This window comes from Clostridium transplantifaecale (assembly GCF_900626075.1).
GTDB lineage: Bacteria > Bacillota > Clostridia > Lachnospirales > Lachnospiraceae > Otoolea > Otoolea transplantifaecalis.
On record NZ_UYZY01000002.1, the window covers coordinates 1 to 24,426 of the forward strand.

General features: G+C 48.8%; 21 protein-coding genes and 1 pseudogene. 3 read left to right on the forward strand and 19 right to left on the reverse strand.

Translation table 11 applies throughout. The features are described from left to right. Positions 1 to 289: hypothetical protein (locus EJL91_RS24770; protein ID WP_206429469.1), on the forward strand; the 289-nt coding region annotated here is incomplete at its 5' end. Positions 290 to 766: 477 nt separating this feature from the next. On the opposite strand, the gene clpB is transcribed toward EJL91_RS24770, so the two are convergent. The 5 genes and pseudogenes from clpB to EJL91_RS05735 all read right to left on the reverse strand — a co-directional run bounded on the left by clpB (position 767) and on the right by EJL91_RS05735 (position 7,011). Then, entirely contained in the window at positions 767 to 3,358 is a 2,592-nt protein-coding gene (gene clpB / locus EJL91_RS05715; protein ID WP_125141031.1) for an ATP-dependent chaperone ClpB, read from the reverse strand. 459 nt (positions 3,359 to 3,817) lie between these two features. Further along, positions 3,818 to 5,107, reverse strand: coding sequence for a hypothetical protein (locus EJL91_RS05720; protein ID WP_125141032.1), 1,290 nt, complete (start codon positions 5,105 to 5,107; stop codon positions 3,818 to 3,820). A gap of 157 nt (positions 5,108 to 5,264) precedes the next feature. Beyond that, the gene (locus EJL91_RS05725; RefSeq protein ID WP_125141033.1) at positions 5,265 to 6,239 is read right to left on the reverse strand and encodes an aldo/keto reductase; all 975 of its coding nucleotides are present in this window, start codon (positions 6,237 to 6,239) and stop codon (positions 5,265 to 5,267) included. A gap of 84 nt (positions 6,240 to 6,323) precedes the next feature. Continuing rightward, positions 6,324 to 6,530 (reverse strand): annotated as a pseudogene (locus tag EJL91_RS05730) (cupin domain-containing protein); the annotation flags it as partial. Positions 6,531 to 6,801: 271 nt separating this feature from the next. After that, on the reverse strand, positions 6,802 to 7,011 hold the full coding sequence (locus EJL91_RS05735; protein WP_243125250.1) for a DAK2 domain-containing protein: 210 nt from the start codon (positions 7,009 to 7,011) through the stop codon (positions 6,802 to 6,804). A gap of 81 nt (positions 7,012 to 7,092) precedes the next feature. Here EJL91_RS05735 and EJL91_RS05740 point away from each other — a divergent pair, with 81 nt between their 5' ends. Further along, complete coding sequence (locus EJL91_RS05740; protein ID WP_125141034.1) at positions 7,093 to 7,689, forward strand: pentapeptide repeat-containing protein; 597 nt, start codon at positions 7,093 to 7,095, stop codon at positions 7,687 to 7,689. Positions 7,690 to 7,719: 30 nt separating this feature from the next. Here EJL91_RS05740 and EJL91_RS05745 read toward each other — a convergent pair whose 3' ends face one another. The 14 genes from EJL91_RS05745 to EJL91_RS05810 all read right to left on the reverse strand — a co-directional run bounded on the left by EJL91_RS05745 (position 7,720) and on the right by EJL91_RS05810 (position 23,433). Next, entirely contained in the window at positions 7,720 to 8,199 is a 480-nt protein-coding gene (locus EJL91_RS05745) for a hypothetical protein (RefSeq protein ID WP_125141035.1), read from the reverse strand. A 99-nt stretch (positions 8,200 to 8,298) separates the two neighbouring features. Further along, positions 8,299 to 10,284: an FtsX-like permease family protein gene (locus EJL91_RS05750; RefSeq protein WP_125141036.1), complete on the reverse strand. Its 1,986-nt coding sequence runs from the start codon at positions 10,282 to 10,284 to the stop codon at positions 8,299 to 8,301. Next, on the reverse strand, positions 10,281 to 11,045 hold the full coding sequence (locus EJL91_RS05755) for an ABC transporter ATP-binding protein (protein ID WP_125141037.1): 765 nt from the start codon (positions 11,043 to 11,045) through the stop codon (positions 10,281 to 10,283). Before EJL91_RS05755 ends, EJL91_RS05750 begins: the two co-directional genes overlap by 4 nt. Before the next feature lie 121 nt (positions 11,046 to 11,166). After that, entirely contained in the window at positions 11,167 to 12,231 is a 1,065-nt protein-coding gene (locus tag EJL91_RS05760; RefSeq protein ID WP_125142074.1) for a sensor histidine kinase, read from the reverse strand. A gap of 81 nt (positions 12,232 to 12,312) precedes the next feature. Then, positions 12,313 to 12,984, reverse strand: a complete 672-nt coding sequence (locus tag EJL91_RS05765; RefSeq protein ID WP_125141038.1) for a response regulator transcription factor — start codon at positions 12,982 to 12,984, stop codon at positions 12,313 to 12,315. Continuing rightward, the gene (locus tag EJL91_RS05770) at positions 12,969 to 14,198 is read right to left on the reverse strand and encodes a glycosyltransferase 87 family protein (protein ID WP_125141039.1); all 1,230 of its coding nucleotides are present in this window, start codon (positions 14,196 to 14,198) and stop codon (positions 12,969 to 12,971) included. The genes EJL91_RS05765 and EJL91_RS05770 overlap by 16 nt, the downstream gene beginning before the upstream one ends. Before the next feature lie 95 nt (positions 14,199 to 14,293). After that, complete coding sequence (abc-f, locus tag EJL91_RS05775; protein ID WP_125141040.1) at positions 14,294 to 15,796, reverse strand: ribosomal protection-like ABC-F family protein; 1,503 nt, start codon at positions 15,794 to 15,796, stop codon at positions 14,294 to 14,296. A gap of 701 nt (positions 15,797 to 16,497) precedes the next feature. Then, positions 16,498 to 17,490, reverse strand: coding sequence for a PHP domain-containing protein (locus tag EJL91_RS05780; RefSeq protein ID WP_125141041.1), 993 nt, complete (start codon positions 17,488 to 17,490; stop codon positions 16,498 to 16,500). A gap of 39 nt (positions 17,491 to 17,529) precedes the next feature. Next, positions 17,530 to 18,534 carry an ABC transporter ATP-binding protein gene (locus EJL91_RS05785; RefSeq protein ID WP_125141042.1) on the reverse strand — a complete coding sequence of 335 codons (1,005 nt, stop codon included), beginning with the start codon at positions 18,532 to 18,534 and terminating at the stop codon, positions 17,530 to 17,532. Continuing rightward, positions 18,522 to 19,340: an ABC transporter permease gene (locus tag EJL91_RS05790; protein WP_125141043.1), complete on the reverse strand. Its 819-nt coding sequence runs from the start codon at positions 19,338 to 19,340 to the stop codon at positions 18,522 to 18,524. Before EJL91_RS05790 ends, EJL91_RS05785 begins: the two co-directional genes overlap by 13 nt. Further along, positions 19,337 to 20,179, reverse strand: coding sequence for an ABC transporter permease (locus EJL91_RS05795; protein WP_125141044.1), 843 nt, complete (start codon positions 20,177 to 20,179; stop codon positions 19,337 to 19,339). The genes EJL91_RS05790 and EJL91_RS05795 overlap by 4 nt, the downstream gene beginning before the upstream one ends. Positions 20,180 to 20,197: 18 nt before the next feature. Further along, a complete protein-coding gene (locus EJL91_RS05800; RefSeq protein WP_125141045.1) occupies positions 20,198 to 21,295 on the reverse strand; it encodes an ABC transporter substrate-binding protein in 1,098 nt (365 codons plus the stop codon). A 343-nt stretch (positions 21,296 to 21,638) separates the two neighbouring features. Continuing rightward, entirely contained in the window at positions 21,639 to 22,451 is an 813-nt protein-coding gene (locus EJL91_RS05805) for a histidinol-phosphatase HisJ family protein (RefSeq protein ID WP_125141046.1), read from the reverse strand. A gap of 82 nt (positions 22,452 to 22,533) precedes the next feature. After that, positions 22,534 to 23,433 (reverse strand): LysR family transcriptional regulator, encoded by a 900-nt coding sequence (locus tag EJL91_RS05810; protein ID WP_125141047.1) that lies wholly within the window; start codon positions 23,431 to 23,433, stop codon positions 22,534 to 22,536. A gap of 249 nt (positions 23,434 to 23,682) precedes the next feature. Between EJL91_RS05810 and EJL91_RS05815 the strand changes: the two genes are divergently transcribed. Continuing rightward, positions 23,683 to 24,417 (forward strand): chromate transporter, encoded by a 735-nt coding sequence (locus EJL91_RS05815; RefSeq protein WP_125141048.1) that lies wholly within the window; start codon positions 23,683 to 23,685, stop codon positions 24,415 to 24,417. The last annotated feature ends 9 nt before the right edge of the window (positions 24,418 to 24,426 follow it).

A 24,426-nucleotide genomic window follows, 5' to 3' on the forward strand; every position in this document is an offset into this window, starting at 1 on the left:
GGCGGGGAATCCGGGCAGAAAAAGTTCCTCCGGGAAACGCTTGCGCTCGTTGGAGTACATAACGGTCACTAACCTCGAAAATACCTCGGTAAGTGCCGATGAACTCCCAGGTTCCCTCCGGAATCTTTTTCTCCCTTCTTCCCTGCAGGAAGGTTATGGCCGGGACGAAAGACTCAGCCCAGACGGCTGCCCGGCCCCCGGCCTGCGGCGGCTGATCTGTCCTCTTTCTTCAAAAGGGGAGGCGCATGCCGCTACCACTACGTTTCTCTGGATGCCTAAGGATGCCTAAAAACTATATCCTGTTCACGATGAGACTGTGTAAACTTATAATCTTAGAGTGTTTATTTTGATACTCTTTTTATGCAGCCCAAGGTGTCATTAGAATATAAAAGAATCACGACTATATCGTGGCCGCGACAATACCACCACCACACTTGACGAAAGAGACAATCAGCCCCTGAAGCCGGCGGACGGGGCAATCACCTTCGCTGAGTCTTCAGTCCCGCCGACACCCTGCCCGGGGAAGGAAGGAGAAAACTTTCCGAAGGGGACCTTGGAATCCGCCGGTGCTTGATGAGGTATTTTCGAATCTAGCATCCGCTGCGCATTCCACAAGCGGAAGCGAGTCCCCGTAGGAATTTTTTCTCCTGGATTCCCCCTCACCACAACCTGCAAACCGGGACTGAAGACTCATAAACACCCTCCCACTCCCCCGTCCGCCGTCTTACAGAGGCGTCCTCGCATCTCAACTAAACCCTCACAGCATTTATTCCACCCGAACCGCAGACGCTTCAAGCTTTCCATCAGCCAGGTCAATCTGGATGGTATCTCCCGCCCTTACGCCGTCCGACAGAATTAATCTTGCGGCCAGAGTCTCCACGTTTTTCTGCAGATACCTCTTAAGAGGTCTAGCGCCGTACACAGGATCATATCCATTTTCCACGATAAATTCCTTTGCCCGGTCTGTCAGTGAAATGGAGAGTTCCTTGTCGGCCAGACGTTTGTTGACATCCTCCACAAGCAGGTTGATAATGCCGCCGATATTAGCCCTGGTGAGGGGTTTAAACAGAATAATCTCATCCAGACGGTTCAGGAACTCCGGGCGGAAGTGGGCGCGTAAATCATGCATAACCGCTGATTCGGCATCCGGCAGGATCATGCCATTGCCGTCGATTCCTTCCAGCAGATACTGGGAGCCGATATTGGAGGTCATAATCAGGATTGTATTCTTAAAGTCCACCGTCTTACCTGTGGAGTCCGTGATTCGTCCGTCGTCCAGCACCTGGAGCAGTACGTTGAATACGTCCGGGTGGGCCTTCTCGACCTCATCAAACAGGACAACACAGTAAGGTTTTCTCCGGACGGCTTCCGTAAGCTGGCCGCCCTCATCGTATCCGACATATCCTGGCGGCGCTCCGATCAGACGTGATACGGAATGTTTCTCCATGTATTCACTCATATCGATACGGACCATGTTATTCTCGTCGTCGAACAGACTTTCCGCCAGCGCCTTAGCAAGCTCTGTCTTGCCGACACCGGTAGGTCCGAGGAACAGGAAGGAACCAATCGGTTTGGACGGATCTTTAATTCCCGCTTTGGAGCGGATCACCGCCTCCGTCACCTTGGTAACGGCCTCATCCTGGCCAATCACACGTTTGTGGAGAATCTCATCCATATGGAGCGTCTTGCTTCTCTCACTCTCCGTCAGTTTGGCAACCGGAATTCCGGTCCACTTGGAAATAATTCTGGCAATCTCTTCATCGGTTACACTCTCGTGTACCAGGCTCATCTCCTCGTTCTTTACGCGCTCCTCTTCCTGTTCCAGCTGTTTTGTAAGCTCCGGCAGTCTGCCGTACTGGAGTTCCGCGGCGCGGTTTAAATCGTATGCCTGTTTTGCCGCCTGTATCTCACCGTTAATATGCTCAATCTCTTCACGCAGTTTGGACAGTTTATCTACCGATGACTTCTCGTTCTCCCACTGCGCCTTCTGGGCGGTAAATTCGTCTTTTAACTCCGCCAGCTCTTTCTGCAGATCTTCCAGACGGTCTTTACTGAGCCTGTCGGTCTCTTTCTTTAAGGCTGCCTCCTCGATCTCAAGCTGCATGATACGTCTCGACAGTTCATCCAGCTCTGCCGGCATGGAATCCATCTCCGTTTTAATCATCGCGCAGGCTTCATCCACCAGGTCAATCGCCTTATCCGGCAGGAACCGGTCGGAAATATAACGGTCGGAAAGAATAGCTGCCGATACAAGGGCCGAGTCGGTAATCTTTACGCCGTGGTAAACCTCGTATCTCTCTTTCAGCCCCCTCAGGATAGAAATCGTATCCTCAACGGTAGGCTCATCCACGCGCACCGGCTGGAACCGGCGCTCCAGGGCGGCATCTTTTTCTATATATTTTCTGTATTCATCCAAAGTAGTCGCACCGATACAGTGGAGTTCTCCTCTGGCCAGCATCGGTTTCAGCATATTTCCGGCATCCATGGAACCTTCCGTCTTGCCGGCTCCGACAATTGTGTGAAGCTCATCGATGAACAGGATAATCTGTCCTTCGCTCTTTTTCACCTCATCCAGCACTGCTTTAAGACGTTCCTCAAATTCACCGCGGTACTTGGCTCCGGCCATCAGGGCGCCCATATCCAGGGCAAAAAGTCTCTTATCCTTCAGTCCCTCCGGTACGTCTCCCCTGACAATACGCTGTGCCAGGCCCTCGACTACGGCTGTCTTACCAACTCCTGGTTCACCAATCAGCACCGGGTTGTTCTTTGTCTTTCTGGAAAGGATCATGACCACATTACGGATCTCACTGTCACGGCCGATTACCGGATCCAGCTTCTGATCCCTGGCCCGTTCCACCAGGTCATAACCGTATTTATTCAACGTGTCATAGGTCGCCTCCGGGTTGTCACTGACCACTCTCTGGTTTCCTCTCACTGTAGATAGCGCCTGCAGAAAATTCTCTCTTGTAATTCCATAAAGCCGGAACAGGTCTTTCACCGCACGGTTTGGCTGCTTCAGCATAGCAAGGAAAAGATGCTCCACGGAAACATACTCGTCTCCCATGGCCTTTGCCTCATCCTCTGCATTCACCAGAACCTTGTTGGCATCATTGGAAAAATAAACCTGCCCGCCTGAAACCTTCGGAAGCTTTCCGATACTCTGTATCACTTCATTGACAAGCTGTTCGGCGGAGATTCCCATCTTCGTCACCAGTTTGGAAATCAGGCTGTCATCTATCGTCAGCAGACTCAGTAACAGGTGTTCCTGGTCGATCTGCTGGTTTCCATATTCATAAGCTAACTTCTCTGTATTTTGCACTGCTTCCAGAGATTTTTGTGTAAATTTATTGATATTCATAATTGCTGCCTCCTCTCGCAAAATTATGATTGTTTCAGTGTTCTAGTAGTAATATAACAGATGTTATTAGCACTGTCAAGTGGAGAGTGCTAATTTTATGTGAAATTTAGTTGAAGGGGTACTGTGGGAGGATGGCGGATGGGCGTATTGTCCCGGCCACTACGTTCATGTTTACCGACATACGTTTGTTTTTATACACAAAAAGTTGATTCGTACCTTCAATAAAATAAGGCTGCGGATCAACTTCTGTTATTATGCATAATATTTGACTGATTTAAAAATTTACAGTGTATTTCAGCGCAATATCTCTATACAATCTTCTAAACATATTGCCCTAAAATAATCTCCCAAAATACAGCTTAAAACATTCACCCATATAAAATCCAAACATACGCAGTTGGGACTGAAGACTCACAACTTCCCTCTCCCATCCCAACCTCCGGCCATCCGGCCGAATTCTCATTTTTCACTTCCAAACCCCTTATAGGATTCCAACAGCTTCGCCGCAAGCTGTTCGCGCCCCATTGAAAGTAATTCAGCCTTATCTGCCTTATGCCAGTCAATCGACACTGTTTTTTTCTCAAGTCCGCTGAATCTTGTATCTGCAATCTTTAAATATTCGTCCTCACTTATCTCCTTGTCATCCGCGTCTGTGTAGGTGACACTTACCGCCTGGCCGTCAAACACAGTGCCTTTGCATCCCAGTCCCATCTCATCGACCTTTCCTCCCGTCATAAACAATGCGCGCTTGTAGGTATAAGTCATATCTGCACCGCCTCTGATCGTATCGTCGAATATGTAGTAATAGAGATTCTTTTGGGCATCGTAATATACCGGCACGGAATCGGTGATAATGTCAGCCTGGGAGTCTCCCTCCGGCATGCTGGGTTCAAACACATTAAGGCCGTCAAAATTCTTATTTACTTCGTAGTAATTACTGTAGGTGTATACCCCCGTTCCCTGGCAGCTGGATGTGATCAGTTCCAGTCTTCCGTTATGGTCCAAATCCGTCACAGCGTAGAAATGGAGGACGCCCTCATCTGCCATTGTATCCGCCCACTGCGCGGCATTATCCGCCATGAGCTGCACCTGCTGCGCGGCATCACCGGCTTTGGCCTCCGTCACGGCTTTCTGGTCCGCCTGGTATTCGGTGATTCCTTCCATTACAAGCTGGATGGTGTCGGAATAATGGTTTTTCATCAAATATTCCGTTAAAAGTCCCTGTTCCAGGGAAAATTCTCTTCCTGTTCCCGCCTGGGTATAGAGCCTGACTTCATTATAGCTTTTTTCGGGCTGGCCCTGCTGGGCGTATTCATTGATAATAATGATATCTTTCTTCCCGTCTCCGTTGTAGTCTTTAAAGGCAACCGCTGCAACTTTGATAAAATGCTGTTCCGTACGCCTGTTATCTTCCGTCATTCCCGGCAGATCAAAGGCCGTTTCTCCGTTCCTCATCAATTTAAAGCTGACATCTTCGTCTCTGTTCTCTTTCGGCATAAATGCCGCAAATGTCACATTCCCCCAGCCATCCAAAGTCACGTCAAATGTCTGCTCTTCTATCTGAGGCCCGTACTGGTCCTCTTCATGGCCGCCCTCCTGTGTGTTCTCACTCTCACCGTCTCCACTGTCAATCGAAATCAGTCCGCCGGTTTCTTCCTGTCCGGCCTTTTCCTCCGATGCCTTTTCTGCGCAGCCGGACATGATTCCCATAAGAGCTGCCAGACCTAATATTACCAATTTTCTTTTCATGCTGTTTCTCCGCTTTCCCGTCTCATGCAATACAGAAATCTCCTGAAAAGCACTGACTTTGTTGTCTTAATCCGAGTACAGCTATACTATAGTTCATTGCAATATTCATTTCAACTTAAGAATTATTACACTTCATTTAAGCAAAACGTGCGGACTTCTATTCTTCCGGTAAGGCGCCGACAATCTTATGCCTTAAATATAATTCCTCCAGATAAGAAACATCTTCGTCTGAAATGGTAAGATCGACCGCTTTGACCGCATCGTCAAAGTGAGGCACACTGGTAGCTCCGACGATCGGGGCCGTAACTCCCTTTTTATACTGCCATGCCAGTGCAATCTGTGACATGGAAACGCCGTATTTCTTTGCCAAATCATCGACCCTTCCGATGATCTGAAGGTCATTGTCCATCGCCTGGTCGTATTTTAAACGGAGCGTCTTATCCGTCCGGCTTCTTTTTGACTCCGTCGTCCACCCGGTGTGTGTCAGATGTCCTCCCGCCAGCGGGCTGTATGGAATTCTCGCCACATGGTACTGCTCACAGATTGGAATTAATTCTCTTTCGTCCTCTCTGTATAAAAGATTATAGTGATTCTGCATTGTGGAAAAAAGTGTCCATCCGTTTTTCTCTGCCGCTATCTGCATATTATGGAACTGATATCCGTACATGGCGGATGCACCGATTGCTCGGACCTTTCCCGCCTTTACAAGTCTATCCAAAGCCTCCATGGTCTCCTCAACCTGTGTATCATAGTCAAAGCGGTGAATCTGATAGAGATCCAGATAATCAGTTCCAAGACGCCTCAGGGTTCCGTCTATTTCTCTTGCTATCGCTTCTTTCGAAAGCTTTCCTTCATTAAAATAGACCTTGGAAGCCAGAACCACCTTATCTCTTCCGATTCCCAGCTCTTTCAGGGCATTACCGATATATTCCTCACTGGTGCCGTGTGAATACGTATTAGCGGTATCGATAAAATTAACACCTAGCTCCAGGGCATGGCCAATCATTGCCGTAGTATGCTCCTGATCCAATGTCCAAAGGTGAAAATCCTCCGCGGCCTTTCCAAAGGACATACCTCCCACGCAGATTCTTGAAACCTGTATTCCTGTTTTTCCTAATTCTGTATATTTCATTTTTATCTCCTGCCTCCCGTCATCCGGATCCATTGGATGTCTGTATCATGACAATCCTGTTTATGGTAACCTGTTAATATTTTTTTATATGGTGGATTCCACCCACTCATTTGACGCGCCCTCGGCCGGAACTTCAATGGCCAAATGCTGGAACCAGCCATTCTTAGCCACTCCGTGCCGGTGCTTATCCTCCGGCGGAATATTGATTACGTCGCCGGTATTCAGTCCGCATGCAGATTTTCCTTCTTCCTGATACCAATATCTTCCCCCTGTCACCAAAATTATCTGGCCGCATATTCAGCATACGCCTTAAAGTGAACTCCAAGTCAAGGATTTTTTTAAATGATCCCCTTTTTAAATGATCCAAATTATACTAAATTGCTCAAAAATATTCATGCATACATGGGGCACTTCCCCTCATATGTCTGACATTAATATACCTCCGTTCTATCGCCTGCTCCTGCACTTTCCGTAAAATGCAAAAAACAGTAGTCGGTTATAGATTTAGTCTATAGCCAACCACTGTTCTACCAGATGTCCTTAAGTTGAGACGGATATAATATCATCCGCCTTTTTCAATTAAATAATCGCACAGACAGCCAATCTGAAGAGACATTGTCACCGCTCCCGGGTCCAGATGGCCGGCTCCTTTTGAGAGCATATAGCTGGCCCGGCCTTTTCTGGCCTCCATCTGCCTCGTACTCTCCGCCCCTTCTTCGGCCGCTTTTTTGACGCGTTCCAGCACGGCCTCTCTCCCTCCATCGCTTGACATGCACCCCCTTCGTTGCTAAAATGACTATATCTTAAAAATCTGTCCAAACTCATAATAAAAATCTGCATCAGGAGTCCAATTATGTTAGAATACGATTTAATCACCGCCTCCGAGGAGGAGGATATCATCTGCGCCGCAGTATATACGGGGGAAGAAGTACGGTCCGGAACATTCAAAGTCGATTTCCGGCAGACTTCCTTTACCTCCTGCCGCTTTTCGGACTGTGATTTCAGCGGCAGCTCATTTTTAAACACGTCATTTACAAACTGTGATTTTTCAAACTGCTGCTTCAACAACTGCTATTTCAATACCTGCATCATGGCCGACTGCAAGGGGGACGGCTGTGACTTCAGCCGCAGTTCCTTTCTCTCCGTGCGCCTGGAGAAAGGCTCCTACTGCTACGGAAATTTTTCCAATACGCTCTGGAAGGACTCTGCGCTCTCCTTCGCAAAGCTTAACATGGCCTTCTTCTCGGACAGCAAACTGAAAAAGACGACCTTTGAGCAGGTCAACCTCACCCGCGCCGAATTTTTCCACACACCATTAAAAGGCGTCGATCTCTCCGGCTCTCTCATCGAAGGAATCACGGTATCGGAAACTTTCAGTGAACTGCGCGGTCTTAAGATCGACGCCTCCCAGGCGCTTGATATTGCTTTACTGGTGGGAATTAAAATCTAGCCGTTTCACCGGTTAACCGGGGCTTTTACCTCACGGCATATCGGAGGTCTGCTCCCTTAAAAGGCTGCAGGCCAGGATTCCTCCGTAATCCCCCGCCTCCACTTTAATTGTGTAGACACCGCAGCCAAGTACAGTCTTCAACTCTCCCCTTTTTCCAGGCCCCTGTCCGCTTTCTCCCCCGGCCGGGCCGTCCTGACAGGCAATGTCCAGCTCTGTCACCTCCCGGCCGTTTTTTGTGATGCTGACATTGGCGGTTCCGCTCTTTTTAACATACTCAACCAGCACGGTTCCCTCCTCTCCCAGGGGTACGGTAAAATTTTTCTCTATGGCCGCGCTGGCATTTCCATCTTCCAGCCGAACCAGCACTTTCCCCTCTCTGCCAGCAAATCCAAGCCTCTCTGCAAGCCCCGATCTTACCGCAAAACCGGAGATCCGGTTAAACCCGCAGGACAGGACGGCGGCCGCCAATAAAAACAGGATGATGCCGGATAAAAATTGTCTTTTCTTCATATATCTCTCCTATACTGTGCCCTTTCACCGCACCTGCCGTTATTTCCAGCCGTTTAGCGACGTCTTCCACGCTCCGCCTCGGATGGGGTCCGGTCTGCTTCAGCTTACAATCTTCATATAAACTCTGGACGTCCACACATATACCAGGCAGTAAACCACGGCAAACACCCCGAAGGTACCGGCCGTACACCGTATAAACAGACCCACGTCGGTCAGATTCATGAGCGCCAGCAGTCTTGCCGTCATAGGAAACGCAAACGCGATATGGAGGGCTGCCGCCGCCAGCGGCAGAAAAAACATTAACAGGAGCTGAGAGCGGATGGAACACCGTATCTCCTCTTTTGACAGACCCACCTTCTGCATGATTTCGAAACGGGCGCGGTCGTCGTACCCTTCCGTGACCTGCTTATAATAGATAATCAGGACGGTTGCCATGATAAAGATTGCCCCCAGGAAAATCCCCAGAAACAAAAGGCCCGCATGAAGCGAGAAATAAAATCTCCACTCTTCCGCCGCCGACTCTCCCCGCACTCCGGCGGACAGCCCCTGCATTTTTTCCATTATTTTTTTGTATACACGGACCTGGGTTTCCTCATCGGCGTTAAGATCAAATGCGCACTGGTAGCGTATCCCGCGTTCCACACTCCCAAACATCTCCATATCCATCCCCAGCAGCAGTCTCATTTCATCGATATCCGGCACGATGATATAGTAAGCGCCGTAACGCCCAAAAGATTCATCCTGCTCCCAGATTGTCAGTTTTCCGGCCGGTACCGTATGGTATGATTTTCCATATATTGAAAGGGTATCTTTTTCATAGGGTTTTTCCCCCTCAAAGGCCACAATTTCTCCCGGATTGAGTTTAAGGCTGCTCCCCATATTTCTGTTATAGTCGCCTTCCGTAATGACACAGATGGTCTTAACTCTCCCTATCTCCGAACTCCGGCCGGCGTCGATTGGCCGCAGCACGCCCTTTTCCTCCTCGGCAGCGGTAAATACAAAGTTCTTGTACCGGAATGCATTTTCCTCCGCAAGCCCCTCCTCAGAAAGGATCTCACGCGTAATTTGATCCATTCGTTCCACCGTATCATTATCTATATCACCGGCCGTCAGGCAGATATCCCTGACAAAGCGGTTTTTTAAGACTCCCTGCAGTCCGCTGTACAAAGACACAGTGGATGAGAGCATGACGATTACTGAGGTAGACAGAATACAGATACCGGCAAGTCCGGCCGCATTCTGTTTCATTCTGTAAATCAGACCCGATACAGAAATAAAATGATCTGTCCTGTAATAAAAATGCTTATTCTTTTTCAGCGCCTTCAGCAGTGCGATACTCCCTGCAATAAACAGACAGTATGTGCCGATAATGACACAAAGCACGGCGGCAAAGAAACCCAGGAACAGAAACATGGGATTTTTCGTGACAACGGCAATGTAGTATGCGATTCCCAGGAATATCACTCCGATTACTGCGGTTACCCACCTTGTTTTCGGCTCCCTCTCTCCTTCCATACCGCCGCGCAGCAGCTCAACAGGACTTGCCACGTGCACCCTCGCTATATTGACGGCCATGATAACGAGAAACAGGCAGCCATAAAGTACCGCTGCAGTTACGGCGGCCCTGCCGGAAAAATGAAAGCCCCACTGTACATCGGCCGCTACCATCCTGAGCAGAAGCAGGTAAACACCCTTTGACAGCAGGAAACCGCCTCCGATTCCGCCCGCCAGGCTTACAAACGCAATAAATACCGTCTCATAAAACATGATTGTGCCAATATGCTTTTTCTCCATCCCCAGAATGTTAAAAAGTCCGATTTCCCGTTTTCTCCTTCTGATCAGGAAACTGTTTGTATAGAAGAGGAAACCTGCCGTAAAGAATCCGATGATAATGCAGCCGAGCAGCAAAATCACCCGCATATTACTGCCGCCGTATATTCCGTCCAGTTCCGTATTTAGTGAAAGTGTCAAAAGAATCTGGAACACCATGACCGAACCTATGCAGGTCAGAATATAGGGCACATAGGTCCTGGCATTTTTTCTGATATTCTGCATTGCCAGCTTCATATAAAATATCCTGCTCATTTTCTCTCACCGCCTGTCGAAATCACCGTCAGCGTATCCGCTATATTCTGATACAGCTCCTCATTCGTTTTTCTTCCCCTGTATAGCTGGTGGAATACTTCTCCATCCTTAATAAACAGGACACGCCCCGCATGGCTGGCCGCCTTCACACTGTGCGTAACCATCAGAATCGTCTGCCCTTCATCGTTCACCCTGTTAAATATCTTAAGCAGTCCGTCGGCGGCCCTGGAATCCAGAGCCCCGGTCGGCTCATCGGCCAGAAGGATCTGAGGTCTTGTAATCATTGCCCGTGCAGCGGCAGTTCTCTGCTTCTGGCCTCCCGAAATTTCGTAGGGAAATTTATCCAGAATCTCACTGATCCCCAGCTTTGCAGCCAGCGGTTCCAGCCTGAGTTCCATCTCCTTATGGGGTGTTCCCGCAAGTACCAGAGGCAGAAAAATATTGTCCCTTACCGAAAATGTGTCGAGCAGGTTAAAGTCCTGAAACACGAAACCCAGGTTATCCCTTCTGAACGCAGCCATATCCCTTTCCCGGATACCCGCCATATCCCTGCCTTCCAAAAGCACCTTCCCCTCCGTAGGCCTGTCGAGGGATGCCAGAATGTTTAGTAAAGTCGTCTTTCCCGAGCCCGACTCACCCATTATGGCTACATACTCCCCCTTCTCTACCGTAAAACTCACGTCCGAAAGCGCCTGCACCCTGTTTCCGCCGAACCTTGTTGTATATACCTTCTTTAAATGCTGTACTTCCAAAACAGCCATTTGTTTGTCCTCCTTTTTTCGGGATACCGACATTATACAAAAAGCATCCGGGGATCTGCCATAGATCAGGCTTACATTTTGCCACAGTTCCTTACAATCATGTAAGGTTGCCTGAAGATTCCTACTCCGTCTCAATCTTGACCGTAGCGAGATCGATCCGGATTCTGGTTCCCTTTCCGGGTTCCGACTCCACCGAAATCTCATGCGACAGCCTGTTTAAAATCCGGCGGCATAGATAAAGGCCGATTCCCGTTGATTTTTTGTCACTGTGCCCGTTATATCCGGTGAATCCCTTTTCAAATATCCTGGGCTGATCCTCGGGCGCAATACCAATGCCGGTGTCGCTGATGACCAGGGTCTTCTCCTTCCCTTCCTCCATATAAATGGAGATACCGCCCTGCTTTGTGTACTTTACTGCATTGGATAAAACCTGCTCGATCACAAAAACAAGCCATTTTTCATCTGTCAGCACCCGGCAATCCAGAGGCTGATACGACAGGGACAGCCGCCTTCTCACAAACATGCCCGCGTACTTGCGGACCGCCTGCCGTACAATATCATCCAGGCTGTACATTTTGAGAACCAGATCACTCCCTCCGTCCAGCCTCAGATACTGAAGCACCATATTGACGTATTCTTCTATCTTAAATAACTGCTCGGCCAGCTCTCCGTCTCCGCAGCTGGTCTCCTCCCCTGTCTGGAGCAGGAGATGCATAGCCGAAATCGGTGTTTTTATCTGGTGGACCCACATCGTATAGTAATCCGTCATATCCCCCTTCGCTGTCTCGAACTCACCGTTCATCCGCCTCATTTTCTCACACAGCAGGAATATGATTCTCTGATATTCTCCTTCCCTGACGGAACGCGCCGCAGGAAGCTCTTCCACGTAAAAGCCGTCCGGTTCCGTCCTCAGTTCACGCAGTATCCTCTCCATCATCCGGTATTCTTCCGCAAATTTCCTGAATTTTACGGCTACAAGAATGAAAGTCAAAACACTGCAGAGAACCAGCCCGTACAATACGGCCTCTGCCGGAAGATGGTAAAGGTAAAATACAACAGCAAATATCCCGCAAAAAAGCAAAAAGAGGCCAAACGGCCCCTTAAACTGTGCAATATAGATGCGGATGAGAGACGCCTTCGTAATTTTCCGCTTCCCGTCATCCCGCTCTATTCTTTTTGAACCCATTGCGGGTTTTCTGTCCGCAGCTTTCTCCATTCTCAGCGCCTCTTTTTTCTCCATATTTCTGTTCCTCCCTGTACCGGCACATTAGCCAATCAGATACCCGCTGCCCTTTTTCGTCATAATAAATCCGGTCAGCCCCGCCTGCTCCAACTTTTTTCTCAACCTGGTCACATTGACGGTCAGGGTATTATCGTCCACATAGCTGTCCGACTCCCACAGACGAATCATCAGCGCGTCCCTGCTCACAATTTTCCCCCTGTGTTCCAGCAGCACCTGAAGAATCCTGTATTCATTTTTGGTAAATTCAATCTTTTCCCCATTGTATGTGAGCGTTCCGTCATCACAGTTAAAGACCGCGCCTCTGTGCTCAATGAGACGGCTCTGTCCGGCAAATTCATAGGTCCTGCGGAGCAGGGCCTGTATCTTTGCCGTCAGCACCGTGAGGTCAAACGGTTTTGCGATAAAATCGTCGCCTCCCATATTTACCGCCATCACAATATTTATATTGTCCGAAGCGGAGGAAATGAAGATGACCGGCACTCTTGAAACCGCCCGGATCTGGCTGCACCAGTGAAATCCGTTGAAAAACGGCAGTGAAATGTCGAGGAGAACCAACTGCGGGTTAAAGGCAGTAAATTCCCCCAGTACATTTTCAAAATTTTCCACATTCCTGGCTTCCCAGCCCCAGGTTGCCAGGTGCTTCCGGAGCGCTGAGGCAATCACCGGATCATCCTCTGCTATCAGAATCCTGTACATTTCTTTTCCTTTCGTGAGAGTAAGGTTTCCGCCATTACCGTGAGTACCAGTCCCCAACAGCCAATAGCGCGTATCGAATATGAAAAATCTGAGTGAAAGAAATTTTCCAATCCCTCTGTATTCCATAAAAGCATGGTGAAGATACAGGCAAAAAATACCTGGTATAAAATGCCGATAAATCCCGTTCCGCCCATGTCTGAGCCCCTGTCTCCCTTTAAAAACAACACCAGAGGCAGCGTCATATAGATAATCGTATAAGCTCCGCTCCACACCGGGAAGAAAATCATAATTCCGGCCAGGAGCACCATCTTTTTCCAAAGATCTTTCTGAAGCAGCACGCAGCCGCAGGACAACAGAAAGAATAAAGCCGAAACCACTCTCCCCGCCGCCAGCAGGATCGGCATCGAAATACCGAGTTTCTGGCCAATCCATACAGTAGCATAAGTGGCGCTCCTCAGATCCCCCAGTACAATCTCACTGCTGATTGCTTTAAAGTTGTAAAGAAGCACCGGTATTTTTCCAAATCCTCCGAAAAACACAAAAGGAACGAAGACGAGAAACAGTCCGTAAAGTGTGAGTCTGGCCGCCTCCTTCCATCTTCCTTCCTGAAGATACAGGAGTCCAAAGACGGCCGGATAAAGTTTCAGCCCCGCCGCCACAGCCAGCAAGACGAGGGCTGCCTCCCTCTTCCACGGCTCCTCTGAGTCCTTCAGCGCCGTAAATGCAAACAGCAGGATTAACACGATGAATGCCGAGTTCCCCCGCTCGTAAAGGCCGATAAACGGCGCCGACAGCAGTATCATCATAAGAAGAAAGCACTGCTCTCCCCTGCGCTTCTCCCTCAGGAAATGCTGTACCAGAAAGATGAGAAGTACGATCAGTACTGCCGTATAAGCCACATACAGATTAAGCCCGAAGAGGTTGTCCCTCACCGCCCGGTTGCCCGGTCCTTCTATTGCACTGGCAGGAATGAATTTTCCCAAAAAATAGTAAAGGACATAGGCAAGTGGAGGAAAGCTGGCATAAATGCTTGTGTCATAAACGTGCACCCGATCCCTCACATACCAGATATGATTAAAAAAATCCATAAAATAATCATGCCCATAGTAAAAGAAAGAACGAAATACCTCCCCATCTGTCTTCAAAATCAGTATAAACGAAATCACAAATCCCAGCAGGCTTAAGCCGTAGAAAAGCTTCTTTCCCTCTGTCATATCATAATACCTCTCTTCATGCTGCATCAAAATACGCTGCCATCTGCAGATGAATTCTTCAATGTCTTAAATTACTGTACCTGATGCCTATTCTATCAGGTATTATACAGATTGATCCGTTTTGTTGCAACCTTCTCCGTAAACGCCCTGTCATGCTCGACAAAAATCATGGTCAGTCCGTATGACATTACAAGCTCTTCAATCTGCATCCTGGAAAACACATCGATAAAGTTAAGCGGTTCATCCCAGATGTAGAGATGAGCCTGTTCGCAGAGGCTCTTGGCAAGCAGGACCTTTTTTTTCTGTCCCTCGCTGTAGAACTGCATCTCCTTCTCAAAATGCGTCCTGGAAAAGTCCAGTTTCCGCAGAATAGCCCGGAAAAGTGTGTCATCCAACCCATATTTTTCCGTAAAATCCCCGATACCGCCCTTCAGCCAGGACGTATCCTGGGCTACGTAGGATATAATCAGCCCGGAAGCCGTCTCTATCCGCCCGGACAGCACCTCAGGGGCGCCGTCGCCTCCCAGTATGGCTTTGATAACCGTCGACTTTCCCGTCCCATTCCGTCCGTCCAGGGCAGTTCTGTCCCCCACCCTGATTTCCATAGACAGATGCTCACAGACTGGTTTCATCCCCTGCGGATACCCCAGGGAGACATCCTCCATTGTCACAAGAAGCTGTTTGTGATGGTGCAGCGGAATAATTTTCAGACGTTCCGCTGTCTCCACGTCCTTTAAAAGCTTCTCTTTTTCCGAAGCCGCATTTTCCATCCTGTGCTCCGCATTCTTGGATCGTTTCATCATCTTTGCCGCCTTGTGGCCGATATAGCCCCGATCGGGCCTCAGTCCGGCAATCCTTGTTCCCTTTTTTGTCTTTTCCAGATCATCCGACCACCGCTCCGCCTGCTTTGCCGCCTCTTTAAGCCGTCCAATCTCTTTCTTCAGCTTTACGTTCTCCTGGGCCTCGGATTCATCCCTCCGCTTTTTATTCTCCCACCAGCTGCTGAAATTCCCCTGTACCACCTCGATTGTATTTCTGTTCAGGGACAGAATGTGGTCAATGCATCCATCCATAAAGACTCTGTCGTGGGATACCAGGATAAAACCCGTTTTTTTATTCAGATAGCGGCTTACCGCCTGCCTGGCATCCATGTCCAGGTGGTTGGTCGGTTCGTCGATCAGCAGAAAACTGTGTTCTTTTAAAAAGAGTACAGCCAGCATCACCCTGGTCTGTTCACCGTTGCTCAAGGTGTCAAACGGACGGTAAAGGACTTCCGGATCCATTTCCATCAGATTCAGCTCCCTCATGAGCCTCCACAGTTCACAATCCGGATAGATCTCCTCCACAAGCTCCATCGTGAGCCTGGTCTTATCTTTTACCGGATACGGAAAATACTCAAATTCCACCGGTGCCAAAATCGTTCCCCGGTACTCATATTTCCCCATCAAAAGATTCAGGAACGTCGTTTTGCCTCTCCCGTTCCGCCCCGTAAAGCCCAGTTTCCAGTCCGTATCAACTGAGAAGGAAACGTCATTAAATATCTCCTCATAACTTCCTTCATAATAAAATGTTAAGTGATTCACCTGTATTTGTGCCATTCTTTCATCCTCCATTTCGAAACCTGCATCGAAAAAATGCATTGAAAAAGGATGCAAGAATATTCCTGCATCCTGTATCCCAATTCCGAAACCCGGCTAAAATTCCGCCGGTATCTGCCAGACGGCAATCGCCGCGGCAGCGGACAGCACAGCCTTCCATCCGGCGACTTTCCGGAGGAAACCGTACATCTATCAAATTCTAAGAGGAAAGGATTCATATCGCAACAGTCCGGCTATGAACTGTAGCTTCATATTCTTGCATCGCACAAAAACAAACAGATACATATGCCCCGGTATCTGAACGTTCTTCATGCCGTCTATTAAATTCACTATCTGCAAGAATACATCTTCATCCTTCCATCTCCCATCTTTCTAATTTTATTATTACAGTTGTTACTATAACAGCAGAAACGGCTTATGTCAACCACCAAAGAATCATAATGAAACGGTTCGCAGCATACTGCCTTTATCCGGGGACACGATCCGTAACGCCATGTTAAACTTTTAACCTTTTCTTAACACCATTTTTTCCTTTTCCGTCGTATAATATACTTTATCAATTTGACGGAATAAAATGGCACAGTGAAAAAAGCATATTACATATCCTCAGACAGGCCGGCGTACCCTCACGCCGGCCTGTTTTGCGCAGATTCCGCTTCTTTCCCTGACTCGAAACCCGGGAAAAGACCGGTTTCCTGATTTCACCGATCACCAAAAATTGCATTCGTCCAGGCTGTCCTTCCATATTTGTCACTGACCTGGATCCTGATATAATCTTCATCCCCGTGCAGTGTATACATCCCCCTCTGTAACGTTTCCCCACGTTTTTTGCATACCAGGGAACGTCCGTCATTTATATGGTTACCTGCAATAAAATCAATTCTGTATACAGGAGAGCACTCAATCCAGGCTTTTCCGGCCTCAATCCCCCAGTCATAAATTTCCGGCCCGGCGGAGGAATAGTAATTGCCTTTTATCATATTTTCCAGAATCGCCTCATGGGTCAGTTTCTCCGCCTTCACGACGATGTAACCGCCGCATGCATCGTCAAAGCTGCCTTCATTATGGTTGTCGTCGGTGGCTGCCGCGCCGATATTTCTTCCACCGCGCAGCATCCTGTCCCAGCTTAGGCAGTCAAATCCCGTGTTGCTCTCATTTACCGTATTATAATTAAATATCTCAATCGCCCACAGCCCCTCCGTATGGATGAATTCTTCCGGTTCCACCCTCGACCATACGGGGTGGTTATAAACCGTAATGCACCCTCTGCTTCTGAGGTAATCACAAAGTTTCTGTGACTCCCCGGCTCCGTCCCAGGTTCCGCAGAATTTTCTCGGTTCTACAAATTCCTGCTCTTCGAACACCTTTGCTCCGGCCTTTCTCTGCATTTCTTCCGTGCCCAGTATTCCGTGAATATGGTGTACTTTCAGACGGCTCCCCGTCTGCTCCTTATCGCACAAGATAACGGAAGCCTCCAGTCCCGGAAGAATAATAAAATCTTCACAGTCGAATTCATCTCTGCGGTCCGTATACAAATCATGCTCAGAAAAACAGAGGAAGCTGTATCCGTGCTCCCTGTAAAGTTCCACCGCCTCGTCCGGTGTCAGCCTGCCGTCAGAGCTTGTGGTGTGGCTGTGCAGATTCCCCTTATACCAGTTTCCTGATTCACTGAATCCTCTCTGATCTTTTATCATAGTTGCTCCTCTCAATAAACAGATATTTGTCGGATTATACTACAATGAGATGCAGTTTCTCTCCGCCACGGACAGATAGACCCTCTCGCCGTTGTCGAACAGCACCCGGCTCCTGAACAGCACGTCCGCGTGGATTTTTACGCCATTCACATTGATCTGATACCGGAGTACATTACCCCTCGGCATATTGTCCTCGACCACCCCTTCAAAATGGTACTCTTCCCCGTTATCAACCGGTGATGACGAGATAGAAAACGTCTCCGGCCTTATGGCTGTCTCCCCTGTCCTCCTTTTCCCCGTCATTGCATAAAACTGCTCCGGTGTCACCTGGTTGTAATTGCCGATAAAGCTGGCGGCAAAACTGCTGACCGGCTTCGTATAGACGGAAACCGGATCACCCGACTGCTCAATCCGGCCCTCATGGAAAAGGTGAATCACATCCGACATAACCATAGCTTCATCCTGATCGTGAGTGACAAAGATTGCCGTAAGGCCCAGCTTCTTCGTAATCTGCTTAATGCTCACCTGCAGTGATTTCCGCAGTTTGGCGTCGATTGCGCTGAGAGGCTCGTCGAGAAGCAGCACCTTGGGTTCCATCACAATGCTCCTGGCCAGGGCCACCCTCTGCTGCTGCCCTCCCGACAGACTCGAAGGATACTGTTTTTCTTTTCCATTGAGCTCCACCATCCTGACGGCGGCGGCCACCTTTTCCCGGATCGCCTCCGGAGCCATCTTTTTCAGTTTCAACCCGAACGCGATATTTTCCTCGGCCGTCATGTTGGGGAAAAGGCTGTACTGCTGAAACACCATCCCTATATTACGCTCCTTCGGCTCCCTGTCCGTGATATCCTCCCCATCCAGGAAAATCCGGCCTCCATTGACCTCCTCAAGGCCCGCAAGGCAGCGCAGAAGCGTGCTCTTACCGCAGCCTGACGGTCCTAACAGGGTGACAAACTGCCCTTTTTCGATATTCAGATCAATCCCTTTCAGCACCTGGTTCTCACCATAATATTTTTCTATATTTCGGAACTCTATATATGACATTTTTTATCCTCTCTTTTTCTTCTCTGTCCCTTCTCCTCTTTCCCTCCCAGAAATACGAGGCCGGATATCAGAAGCGTGACACAGAAAAGCACAATAATAATGGCGCATGTCCTCTGGCTGGATTTTTTCATCACGTCGTACAGATACATCTGCGCCGTTGGAAAATAATTGCCCGCCATCGTATTAATGACGACAAAATCACCAAACACAATCGCCATTGCAAGCATCGCGGACACCATGACGCCTCCCATAATGTTCGGGACGACAATGTGAAAAAAGGCATAAAACGGTCCCGCACCCAGCATCTGCGCCGCCTCGATCAGCCTTGACGCATTCATCCCGTTCAGGTTATTGCGGATTCCCTGATACACATAAGGCAGCACCACAATACAGTACGTGGACGTCAGCATGAAAAGGCGGTTGCTGAAAGGTTCCGGAGCGTCGGCATATAATGACAGCACACTGATTGGAAGAATGACTCCCTGGATGGCATAAGGCATCGTGCACAATATTTTCATGTATTTATCAAGACGCGGGCAGTAAACCACCACGACATACATTGCCAGAAGAACGGCCAGCGTACAGAAGATAATCGGCAGGACCGAAATCAGAATGGTTCTTCCCAGCGACATCCAGAAATCCCTGTCCGAAAAGATTTCCGTGTACGCCCTCAGAGTAAATCCCTCCGGCATGATATCCATCCACTCGCTGAACATGGAGTAAAGGAATGTAAAAAAGAGGGGAATCAGAAGGTAAATTCCAATCACAATCAGGACAGCGCCTGAACCTGTTTTTTTCTTTTTCATCGGCTCTCCTCTCCCTTTTTGCGGGTAAGTGACTGTGTTATAAAAATAGACATTGTCATCATCATCATTAATACAACGGCCAGAGCGCTGCCAAACTGGGGCCTCTGCACCACGTCTCCGGTAAACTGTTCCGAAATCCGGATCGGAAGGATAGAAAAGTTATTCATGAGCAGGGCGTAAGCCGTCGCATAGGCTGAAATGGCATTGGCAAACAGGGTGGAAAATGTTCCCAGGATACTCGGCATTAAAACCGGAATTCCCACCTTTCTCCAGAATACGGCGCTGTTTCCTCCCATCAGACTGACCGCCTCTTTCCACTCATTTCTGATTGAATCAAAGGCGGGAATCAGGAGCAGCGTCGCCAGCGGAATCTGAAAGTACACATAGGTCAGCATCAGTCCCCAGACCGTGTACAGAGGAAACTCGGCAGCCGCACTGATTCCCAGGCTGCGGCCCAGGATTGTAATCACTCCGGCGTTGCCGAGCAGGATGATGAAGGAAAAAGCCAGCGGAACTCCGGAAAAATTGGAAACCATGTTGAGGATGCTCATAAAAATGCGCTTCGCGCGGCCTCCCTTCTCGCATGCGGCCCTGCCTCCTACAAAGGCGACGGACAGACCGATTACAGCCGAAACTACGGAAATTAGCAGGCTGTTTTTAATTGCCGTCAGATACAGCGGTTTGCTGAATATATTAATATAATTTTGTATTGTAAAGCCGGTTTCTCCGCTCTCAGGCATAAAACTTTTCACGATAATAGTGAATACCGGCAGGATTTCAAACATTCCTGCCAGTATCAAGAACGGGAGCAGAGCGGCGAAATAAGTTCTTTTCTTCACGCTTTCATTCTCCCCATATTATTTTGCGTAAGCCACTACTTCTTCCTGCCACATGGCTCCGATCTCTTTCGTCGTCTTGTCCCAGGCTGCCTGATCCTTCACCATGCGGCTGTTCTCATACTGATCGTCCGGCAGCATTTTTTCCTTCACCTCCTGCGGAAGCTCCACGTCCCTGACGGGTCTTGCATACCCCTTTGCCAGGTTAATCTGTCCCTCGTCGCTCAATATGTATTCACGGGCCATAGCTGCTGCGTGAGGTCTCTGGGAGTAGGCGTTTAAAATCGTGCAGTATCCGCTCTGAATGGAGCCCTCCGACGGGATGTTGATTTCAAAATCTGCACTGGGATTGTTCTCTACAAACTGGTCACGGTAACCGAGTGCGTTATAGTCCCAGAGGAAAGCGACCCCTACTTCGCCCTTTTCAATGCGCGCCATGGAGAACTCACCCAGGTCGAGTCTGCCCTGCTCGGCAATCTGCTTAAAAAAGTCAAGTCCGGGTTTAATATTACTCTCATCCCCGCCCATTGCAATGGCTGCCGCCAGAACTGCGAACTGCGCCTGGTTTGCCGCCGACACATCGCCTACCGCTATCTTGTAGTCACCTTCCAGCAGGTCAGCAAAGGACTTCGGCGCCTCCTTGACCAGCTTTTTATTGGTCATCATCGTCATTGTGCCGTAATAACCGATGATCCAGTCTCCGTCATCGTCCTTAGCCCAGTCCGGAATGGAATCCCAGTAACTTGTCTTATATTTTAAAGTGACGCCTTTTTCCTCGGCAATCGGTCCGAATGCCTGCCCCACATCCCCGATATCCTTTGTCGCCTTTTTCTTCTCCGCCTCAAAAAGGGAAATTTCCTCGGCAGATGACATGTCGGTGTCCGTATGCTCCAGACCGTATTCGCTCTTGATTCCTTCCCATGTCTCAATCCAGTTTGCCCATGTGTCCGGCATTCCGACCGAATCAACTCTTCCCTCTTTCTTCGCCTCCGTCAGAATTGCGTCTACACTCATACTGTTTAAATCTACTGCCTCCGATGTGGTCTGGCTGGAACATCCCGCCAAGGCTCCCACTGTTACGGCTGCCGCCAGCAGTACAGATAATCCTCTCTTTTTCATGTTATATCCTCTCTTTATATTAGTCTGAATAACGCTCCGGTACTCCGCTGTCTGCGTTTTGTCCGGTGCAGTATTAAGTATACGGGAGTAATGTAAAGTCTGTTATCAGTGTAATGTAAAGAGTTGGGAAAAGTTGGGTGGAAAAAAAGCTATGGCCAAAATTTGCACCATAGCTTCCTAATTATTATATATAACTCTCTAACTACTCTTTTATCCCATTTTTGTTTCTAAAATATATATATAACTTGACGGATTATCTCTTGAACATTTATCAACCTTTAGCCGAATTATAAAACACTCAACTTCCTCCACTTTATATAAAATGTCCTTTATAAATACAGTTTTACAGTTCCACCTCACGGAATCCTCCGCCCGGCGCCAGCACCGTCGTATGGGTAAAACCACATTCCGCCGCCAGCCTGGCCGCCTGTTCGAACCGGTATCCAATGGTATCGGCACAGTGGCTGTCGGAGTTGATCATAATCCGGCCGCCCATGTTCTTCAGTTCTTTCAATAGAATCCGGTTCGGGTATGGCTGAGTCTTATATCCTCTCGACATGACGCCCGTGTTAATTTCAAAAGGCAGGCCCTCCGCATTCAGTTTTTTCATCGCCGCCAGGGCCGGTTCCAGGTATTCATCCCTTGTCTCGTCAAAGTCCCTGTAACCCTCATTAAACTTCGTCATCAAATCAAAGTGTCCCACCCAGTCACAGCGGGTTCTGTCATAGACCGTCGCCTCCAGCTCATAATAATCGCGGGCCAGGGCATACCAGTCTCCGTTCCACAGGCGGTTCACCGCAGCCGTCAGCCTCTCCCGGCCGGCATCCATCTCGATATATTCCCCGTTTTTAAAAACACAGTGGGTGGAACCGATGGCATACTCCGCCTCCTGGACGGGTCCCAGACAGTCCAGCTCAATTCCAATATAGAGATTCATTCTCCCCGCATATTCCTCGCGCAGTCTGTGAAGCTCTTCCCTGTATTGTTTAAGAACCTGATCCGGCATTCCAAAATCTTTCAGGCAGAAAGAAAAATCGGCGTGGCCGGAGACTCCGAAATCGGTCATCCCCATTTTATAAGCCGCCTCCACCATCTGTGCGGCGGTACTCTTTCCATCGCAAAATGTTGTATGTGTATGAAAATCAGCTCTCAGCATAAATTAATCCTTTCCGGTACATTTCTGATGCATTTCTACTCTAGCCGATTATTTTCACAGATTCAAGGACTTTTCTAAAGTTTTACCCGGACTTTACCTCCCCTTTTCCGGAAATCAGCCGAAGAAGGGACCGAAGCGGTTCCGTCATGTGCTTTTCTTTATGCCGGATAACAAGAAGATCATTCTTAAGCTGCAGACCGTCCATCCTGACCGATATAAGACTCCACTCCTCAAGCTCCTTTCTGACCAGTATATCCGGCAGTACCGTGAGGCCAAGACCGGCCTTTGCCGCTTCAATAAGCGCGGTAGAATTGACGCTGGTCCATGCGGGATAAGCCGTGTAACCGGCCAGATACAGAGTGCTGTCCAACGTGTCGCGGATGGCGCTGCCCTTCTCGCGAAGCAGCAGACGCTCGCCACAAAATCGTTCCAGAGACAGACATTCCTCCTCAGCCGGATAACCGGCCAGATATCCGGGGCAGCACAAAATGTACATTTTATATGAATCAAAGGCCTCACAGATAAATGGCCCCTGGGGAGCAGCCCCTTCTATCAGCGCAAAATCGGCCTCGCCATTTTGGAGCACTTCAACCGCCGTAGCCGCCGGAACCACTTCCACAGTAACCGGAAGTCCGGGCCAAAGCTCCCCAAATTGTTTCAATATAGCGGGCAGATAAAACGCCGCTATCGTAATACTGGAAACAATGTGGACCGGAGCCTGCTTTTCCAGGCAGTTGATCCTGGAATCCAGTACATCACACGATGCCAGAATCGGCGTCACCTCCTCCAGAAGCAGCCTGCCGCTTTCCGTTATACTGATGCTCTTCGACAGTCTGTCAAACAGCGCCGTGCCTGCCCTCTCCTCCAGTTCCCTGATAGCGTGGGAAACTGCGGACTGTGTAATATACAGGCTCTCCGCCGCTTTCGTGAAGCTGCCTGTCTCCGCCACCGCCTTGAATATCCTGAAATGCCTGAGTGTCATCGCCCAACCTCCCGGTAATTTATATATAAATCGCAAACGCATAGTTCAAATTCACATGAACTAAAGTCGTACAAACCAAAAGTCAGATAAACCAAAGTGACATGAATAAAAGTAATTGATATAACAAAATTATATCATTTTACAGATGGGTATGCAAACGGTATAATGAGGAATGAGAACGCAGCATGGACGGTATGCTCCCGTCCGCCATCTCACTAAATTTATCATGATATCCAGGAGGAAAAACGTATGCATCAAAACTGCGTATCTATAGAAGAGACATCTATTGAGAAGACATCTGTTGAGAAGACATCTGTTGAGAAGACATCTGTTGAGAAGACCTTTATCGAAAAGACATTATTAGAAAAAGAACCCATCAAGAAGGAATCCCCAAAAACAGGCCCCGGCCTGTACCTATGGCTGTTTTCCATCAACCTCTTCATCAGCGCCTTCACATTTGGCGGCGGATATGTCGTCGTTCCTATGATTCGCAAATACTTTGTCGAACAGAAAAAACTGTTCACCGAGGAAGAACTGATGAACATGGCGGCCGTCGCCCAGTCCGTACCCGGCGCAATTGCAATCAATCTGTCCGCTCTGGCCGGATACAGAAGCGCAGGCATGATTGGCGTATTTCTGTCCTGTCTTGCGGCCGTGCTTCCTCCCGTTGCAATTCTGTCCGCCGTCTCTGCATGGTACACAGTATTTTCTACCAATGTGATGATTGCGGCCGTACTGAAAGGAATGCAGGCGGGCGCAGCGGCTCTCATCGTAGATTTGGTAATCGACATGACAGATATGATCGTAAAGGAACGTTCCATTTTCCTCACGATGATGGTTCCCGCGTCCTTTATAGCGGGTTTTATTTTCCATATCAATGTGGCCGTGATTCTGGCCGTATGCTGCTTTTTATGTATTCTGCGCCTCCTCATCGGGGAACAGAGACGGGTCAGGGAACAAGAATCAGGCGGTGAAACCGCTTAGGATTAAAAT